The following is a 6,713-nucleotide window of genomic DNA, read 5'->3' on the forward strand; positions in this document are numbered from 1 at the left end:
GTTTTTCTTATGTTTTAATGTCTTCTTAAACTAATTAACATCTAATATCTCTTCAAATCGTCTTAGATACCTATGTGATATTTACAAAGTATCAAGAAGTTTATTTGTTTAATTTTGCAGATAGAGTGTTACCCTCTTATTTTGAGAGGGTTTTAGAAGTTATTAAATAGGTAGAAAGTTCTTTTATTAGTCAAACAATGGTCAGACTTGGTTTAAGATTCCGTGTAGAAAGCGCTAACGAAAACTGGTTTTCATTGACATCACTATAAAATAGGACTAAAATAGCAGGGTAAAAAAGTTTAAAGGAGAATTCTATATATGAATTTACAAATTTTGGCACTCGGTATCGCAGTTTTGGGTGTAAGTATCGGTGAGGGTATCCTCGTTGCCAATGTCGCAAAATCTGCAGCACGTCAACCTGAAATGTTTAGCAAATTACAAACATTGATGTTTACAGGGGTAGCCTTTATTGAAGGTACTTTCTTTGTCCTTTTCGCATTCACTTTCTTTGTCGGGAAATAATTGATTAAGAGTGAATAGTAAAAAGGAGGGATAATAGTGGGAGAAACACAAAATCCAACAGCAAGCTTTTTGGACCTTGATTTTGATTTAGCGATTCTTGCCATGACTCTCTTGACGGTTTTAATTGTCTTTCTTTTCGTCTTTTGGGCTAGTCGTCACATGACGATGAAACCTAAAGGTAAGCAAAATGTTCTTGAGTGGCTCTATGAGTTTGTTCAGAATTTGATTCGACCAAATGTAGGTGTTTATACAAAAAATTATACTTTTTTGGCTTTTACCCTCTTTCTCTTTGTTTTAGTTGCTAACAATATTGGTTTGGTAACTAAATTAGAGACAGAAAAGTTAAATTTCTGGACCTCTCCAACCTCAAACTTTATGGTTGACTTCACCTTGTCACTCATTGTTGCAGCAATTGTTCATTTTGAAGGTATTCGTAAAAATGGTCTAGGTGGCTATTTGAAGGGTTACCTCACTCCAACACCTGCCATGTTACCGATGAATATTTTAGAAGAACTTACTAATGTGGCTTCACTAGCTCTTCGTTTGTATGGTAACATCTTTGCTGGTGAGGTTGTCATGACTTTGCTCTTACAATTTGCAAACCTTAGTATCTTTGTAGCACCAGTTGCCTTTGTCCTTAACTTAGCTTGGACTGGATTTTCAATCTTTATTTCATCAATTCAAGCCTACGTGTTTGTATTGCTTTCAACGAAATACATTGGTAACAAGCTAGATACACAAGTCGAAGAATAAGAAAGGATAGGTAGACATGTCTACATTAATTAATAGTACAAGTCTCGGTAATTTTATTATCGTGACTGGGTCATTTATACTCTTGATTGTTCTGATTAAAGTATTTGCTTGGGAACAATTAACAAGTATTTTTGATGAACGTGAGAAAAAAATCGCGGCTGATATTGATGGTGCAGAAGTGGCCCGTGAGCAGGCTGAAATCTTGGCTCAACAACGTCAGGAAGAACTGGCTGGAGCTCGTACAGAAGCTACTGAAATTATTGAAACTGCAAAAGAGACTGGAAAAAAACAAGAAGCGCAAATCGTCGCTGAAGCCCGCGAAACAGCAGGGCGTCTTAAAGATAAGGCAGAGGCTGATATTGCTCAAAGCAAAGCGGAAGCTTTCGCTGGTGTTAAAGACGATGTCGCTGATTTGACAGTTTTATTGGCTGAGAAAATCATGATCAAAGAACTTGATAAAACAGCACAAAGCAAACTGATTGACAACTATCTTGATCAATTAGGAGATGCGTAATGGATAAAAAAACATTAACTTTAGTTGAGAATTACTCAAAAAGCTTGGTTGATGTTGCGGTAGAACATCATCTTATTTCTGAAGTAAGACAGGATTTAACAGCTCTTTTGGAAATCTTTCAAACAACAGATTTGGCTGCTATACTTTCTCATGAAAGTCTTAGCCAAACAGAAAAAGCAGCTCTTGTTAGTCAACTTCAAGTAGGTAGTCATGTCTTTGTTAATAACTTCTTAGAAGTGATTAAACAAAATGAACGCGAATCACTTTTAGAAGCCATCTTAAAATCTGCGATGGACAAACTATCAGTGACTTCTAATGAGTTTCCTTTGGAAATTCAGGTTGCAGATAGTCTTTCAGAAGATCAAAAAAAACGTTTGAAAGCTGCAACTGAGAAGAAATTCGATATTTCAGTTGGTCAAGTCGATGAAGTGATCAATCCAGAGTTGATTGGTGGCTTTATTTTGAAAGCTAATAACAAGATTATTGATACAAGTATCAAATCGCAACTTCAGCAATTAAAAATGAATTTGAAATAGAAAGTGGTGTGACATTTGGCAATTAATGCACAAGAAATTAGCGCTTTAATTAAAAAGCAAATTGAAAACTTCCAGCCAAATTTTGACGTCACAGAAACTGGTAGCGTTACTTATGTTGGTGACGGTATCGCGCGTGCTCGTGGTTTGGATAATGCCATGAGTGGTGAACTTCTCGAATTTTCTAACGGTGCCTTCGGTATGGCTCAAAACTTAGAGTCCAACGACATCGGTATCATCGTTCTCGGTGATTTCAGTACTATTCGTGAAGGTGACGTGGTTAAACGTACAGGGAAAATCATGGAAGTTCCTGTGGGTGAGGAATTAATCGGTCGTGTTGTCAATCCTCTAGGGATTCCAGTGGATGGACTTGGTGACATCAAGACAAGTAAAACACGTCCTGTAGAAGCAGCAGCACCTGGTGTTATGGATCGTAAATCGGTTTCTGAGCCACTTCAAACAGGTCTTAAGGCTATCGATGCCCTTGTTCCAATTGGTCGTGGGCAACGTGAATTGATTATTGGTGACCGTCAAACAGGTAAAACATCTGTTGCTATCGACACTATCTTGAACCAAAAGGGTCAAGATATGATTTGTATCTATGTAGCAATTGGTCAAAAAGAATCAACTGTACGTACACAAGTAGAAACACTTCGTCGCTATGGTGCGCTTGATTACACTATCGTTGTAACAGCTTCTGCATCACAACCATCACCATTACTTTATATCGCTCCTTATGCGGGTGTTGCAATGGCTGAGGAGTTCATGTACAATGGTAAACACGTTCTTATTGTTTATGACGATTTATCTAAACAAGCGGTGGCCTACCGTGAACTTTCTCTTCTTCTTCGCCGTCCACCAGGTCGCGAAGCCTATCCAGGAGATGTTTTCTATCTTCATTCACGTCTCCTTGAGCGTTCAGCCAAAGTTTCTGATGCTTTAGGTGGAGGATCAATTACTGCTCTTCCGTTTATTGAAACACAGGCTGGAGATATTTCGGCTTATATCGCCACAAACGTTATTTCAATCACTGACGGACAAATCTTCTTGCAAGAAAACCTCTTTAATTCAGGTATTCGTCCTGCTATTGATGCTGGTTCTTCAGTGTCACGTGTGGGTGGTTCTGCGCAAATTAAGGCTATGAAGAAAGTTGCCGGTACTCTACGTTTGGATCTAGCTTCTTACCGTGAGCTTGAAGCCTTTACCCAATTTGGATCTGACTTGGATGCAGCAACGCAAGCTAAGTTGAACCGTGGACGTCGTACAGTTGAAGTCTTGAAACAACCACTTCACAAACCACTTCCAGTTGAAAAACAAGTCTTGATTCTTTATGCTTTGACGCATGGTTTCTTGGACAGTGTTCCAGTTGAAGATATCTTGAGTTTTGAGGAGTCTATGTATTCATACTTTGACGCTCATCATGAAGAAATCTTTGAAACGATTCGAAATACTAAGGATCTACCTGAAGAATCAGTGTTAGATGCTGCTATTCAAGAGTTTAAAGATCAGTCATCATTTAACTAAGAGGAGGAAGCATTATGGCAGGTTCTCTTAGCGAAATCAAAGGAAAAATAGCTTCTACGAAAAAGACTAGTCAAATTACAGGAGCCATGCAAATGGTTTCTGCTGCGAAATTGACTAAGTCTGAACAAGCAGCTAAAGATTTCCAAGTTTATGCTAGTAAGGTACGTCAAATCACAACGGACTTGATGAAAGCTGAATTATTAACAGGCTCGTCAAATCCAATGTTGATTTCTCGTCCTGTTAAAAAAACTGGTTATATTGTGATTACATCAGATAAAGGATTAGTAGGTGGTTACAACTCTACTATCTTAAAATCAATGATGGATACTATTGGTGAGTATCATCCTGAAGGCAATGATTTTGAAATCATTGCTATCGGAGGGATGGGGGCAGACTTTTTCAAGGCAAGAGGAATTGATGTTGTCTTTGAATTACGTGGATTAGAAGATCAACCAAGCTTCGAAGAAGTAGCTCGTATCATTTCAAAATCAGTTGAAATGTACAAAAATGAGCTCTTTGATGAACTTTACGTCTGCTATAATCACCATGTAAATAGTCTGACTAGTCAAGTACGTATGCAACAAATGCTACCAATCACTGAGCTAGATGTTAATCAAGCTAGTGAAGGAGGAGCGTCGTTTGAATTGGAACCAAATCGCGAAGCTATCTTAGAACAACTATTGCCTCAATACACTGAAAGCTTGATTTATGGAGCTATTGTTGATGCTAAGACGGCTGAACATGCAGCAGGTATGAGTGCGATGCAAACAGCGACGGATAATGCTAAAAATGTTATCAATGATTTGACAATCCAATATAACCGTGCTCGTCAGGCAGAAATCACACAAGAAATTACAGAAATTGTAGCGGGGGCTAGCGCCCTTGAGTAGTGTTTGATTGACATGACTTAAAAGATAGGGGGACAGTTGTGTATGACTGTTGCTCAAAATAGGAGTAATCCTAAAAATCTAAAAAGGAGAAATACATGAGCTCAGGCAAAATTGCTCAGGTTATCGGACCGGTCGTTGACGTTGCGTTTAACACGAATGAACCGCTTCCTGAGATAAATAATGCACTTATTGTTTACAAAGACAGTGAGAAAAAACAAAAAATTGTTCTTGAAGTAGCTCTTGAACTTGGTGAAGGCCTCGTTCGTACCATTGCTATGGAATCAACTGATGGTTTGACACGCGGTCTAGAAGTTCTTGATACTGGTCGTGCGATTAGTGTACCAGTTGGTAAGAAAACGCTTGGACGCGTCTTCAACGTTCTTGGTGATGCTATCGACCTTGAAGAACCATTTGCAGAAGATGCAGAACGTCATCCCATTCATAAGAGTGCCCCAACTTTTGATGAATTATCAACATCAACAGAAATCCTTGAAACAGGGATTAAAGTTATCGACCTTCTTGCCCCTTATCTAAAAGGTGGTAAGGTTGGACTTTTCGGTGGTGCCGGAGTTGGTAAGACCGTTCTTATCCAAGAATTGATTCATAACATTGCCCAAGAGCATGGCGGTATTTCAGTATTTACCGGAGTTGGTGAACGTACACGTGAAGGTAATGACCTTTATTGGGAAATGAAAGAATCAGGCGTTATTGAAAAAACAGCCATGGTATTTGGTCAGATGAATGAACCACCTGGTGCACGTATGCGTGTAGCCCTTACTGGTTTGACAATTGCTGAATATTTCCGTGATGTTGAAGGTCAAGACGTGCTTCTCTTCATTGATAACATTTTCCGTTTCACACAAGCAGGTTCTGAAGTTTCAGCCCTTCTTGGACGTATGCCATCAGCCGTTGGTTACCAACCAACCTTGGCAACTGAAATGGGTCAATTACAAGAACGTATCACGTCAACTAAAAAAGGTTCTGTTACATCAATCCAAGCGATTTATGTGCCAGCCGATGACTACACTGATCCAGCGCCCGCAACAGCTTTTGCCCACTTGGATTCAACAACCAACTTGGAACGTAAATTGACACAAATGGGGATTTACCCAGCTGTTGACCCTCTTGCTTCAAGTTCACGTGCTCTTTCTCCAGAGATTGTTGGTGATGAACATTATGCAGTAGCGACAGAAGTACAACGTGTCCTTCAGCGTTATCGTGAGTTGCAAGATATCATTGCTATCCTTGGTATGGATGAATTGTCAGAAGATGAGAAGACACTTGTTGGTCGTGCTCGTCGTATCCAATTCTTCCTTTCACAAAACTTTAATGTTGCTGAACAGTTTACAGGTCTTCCAGGGTCTTACGTGCCAGTTGCGGAAACTGTTCGTGGCTTTAAAGAAATTCTTGAAGGTAAATACGATCATCTTCCAGAAGACGCTTTCCGATCAGTTGGTCCAATTGAGGATGTTGTTGAAAAAGCTAAAAAAATGGACTACTAGTGAGGTGATTTCATGACAGAAATGAAAGTCCAAGTGGTAACCCCAGATGGTATCAAATATGATCATCGTGCCTCAATGATTATTGTCGGAACACCTGATGGTGAAATGGGGATTATGCCTGGCCACGTCAATGTAATTGCACCTTTGACTGTTCATGAAATGAAGGTTTATCGTGCAGATCAAGAAAAAACAATTAACTGGATAGCTGTTAATGGTGGTATTATTGAAGTCAAACAAAATCATATTACAATCATTGCAGACTCTGCAGAACGAAAACGCGATATTGATATAGAACGTGCGAAACGAGCCAAGGCTCGTGCTGAGCGTGAACTAGAAGAAGCGCAAGTGCAGCATAGTGCAGACCAAGTACGTCGTGCACAAGTTGCTTTACAACGTGCTATTAATCGTATCAACGTCGGTAATAAATAAAAAGGGCTCTTCGTCAACTGTAGTGGGTGACTTATATTAACATCTA

8 protein-coding genes are annotated in these 6,713 nt (G+C 39.4%); all 8 read left to right on the top strand.

Going from position 1 to position 6,713, the window contains the following annotated elements:
* Positions 1-318: 318 nt before the first annotated feature.
* Positions 319-522 carry a F0F1 ATP synthase subunit C gene (locus ACMZ6U_RS08560; RefSeq protein WP_416107924.1) on the top strand — a complete coding sequence of 68 codons (204 nt, stop codon included), beginning with the start codon at positions 319-321 and terminating at the stop codon, positions 520-522.
* 36 nt (positions 523-558) lie between these two features.
* Complete coding sequence (gene atpB / locus ACMZ6U_RS08565) at positions 559-1,275, top strand: F0F1 ATP synthase subunit A (RefSeq protein ID WP_416107926.1); 717 nt, start codon at positions 559-561, stop codon at positions 1,273-1,275.
* Between the two features lie 16 nt (positions 1,276-1,291).
* Positions 1,292-1,789, top strand: coding sequence for a F0F1 ATP synthase subunit B (atpF, locus tag ACMZ6U_RS08570; protein WP_416107928.1), 498 nt, complete (start codon positions 1,292-1,294; stop codon positions 1,787-1,789).
* A complete protein-coding gene (locus ACMZ6U_RS08575) occupies positions 1,789-2,325 on the top strand; it encodes a F0F1 ATP synthase subunit delta (protein ID WP_416107930.1) in 537 nt (178 codons plus the stop codon). Before atpF ends, ACMZ6U_RS08575 begins: the two co-directional genes overlap by 1 nt.
* Before the next feature lie 15 nt (positions 2,326-2,340).
* On the top strand, positions 2,341-3,846 hold the full coding sequence (gene atpA, locus ACMZ6U_RS08580) for a F0F1 ATP synthase subunit alpha (RefSeq protein ID WP_416107932.1): 1,506 nt from the start codon (positions 2,341-2,343) through the stop codon (positions 3,844-3,846).
* Between the two features lie 14 nt (positions 3,847-3,860).
* Entirely contained in the window at positions 3,861-4,736 is an 876-nt protein-coding gene (locus ACMZ6U_RS08585) for a F0F1 ATP synthase subunit gamma (protein WP_416107933.1), read from the top strand.
* Between the two features lie 95 nt (positions 4,737-4,831).
* Positions 4,832-6,238, top strand: coding sequence for a F0F1 ATP synthase subunit beta (gene atpD / locus ACMZ6U_RS08590; RefSeq protein WP_416107935.1), 1,407 nt, complete (start codon positions 4,832-4,834; stop codon positions 6,236-6,238).
* A 12-nt stretch (positions 6,239-6,250) separates the two neighbouring features.
* Positions 6,251-6,667, top strand: a complete 417-nt coding sequence (locus ACMZ6U_RS08595) for a F0F1 ATP synthase subunit epsilon (protein ID WP_416107937.1) — start codon at positions 6,251-6,253, stop codon at positions 6,665-6,667.
* The last annotated feature ends 46 nt before the right edge of the window (positions 6,668-6,713 follow it).

The sequence above is a fragment of the Streptococcus pluranimalium genome (assembly GCF_047785745.1).
In the GTDB taxonomy this organism is placed as follows: domain Bacteria; phylum Bacillota; class Bacilli; order Lactobacillales; family Streptococcaceae; genus Streptococcus; species Streptococcus pluranimalium_B.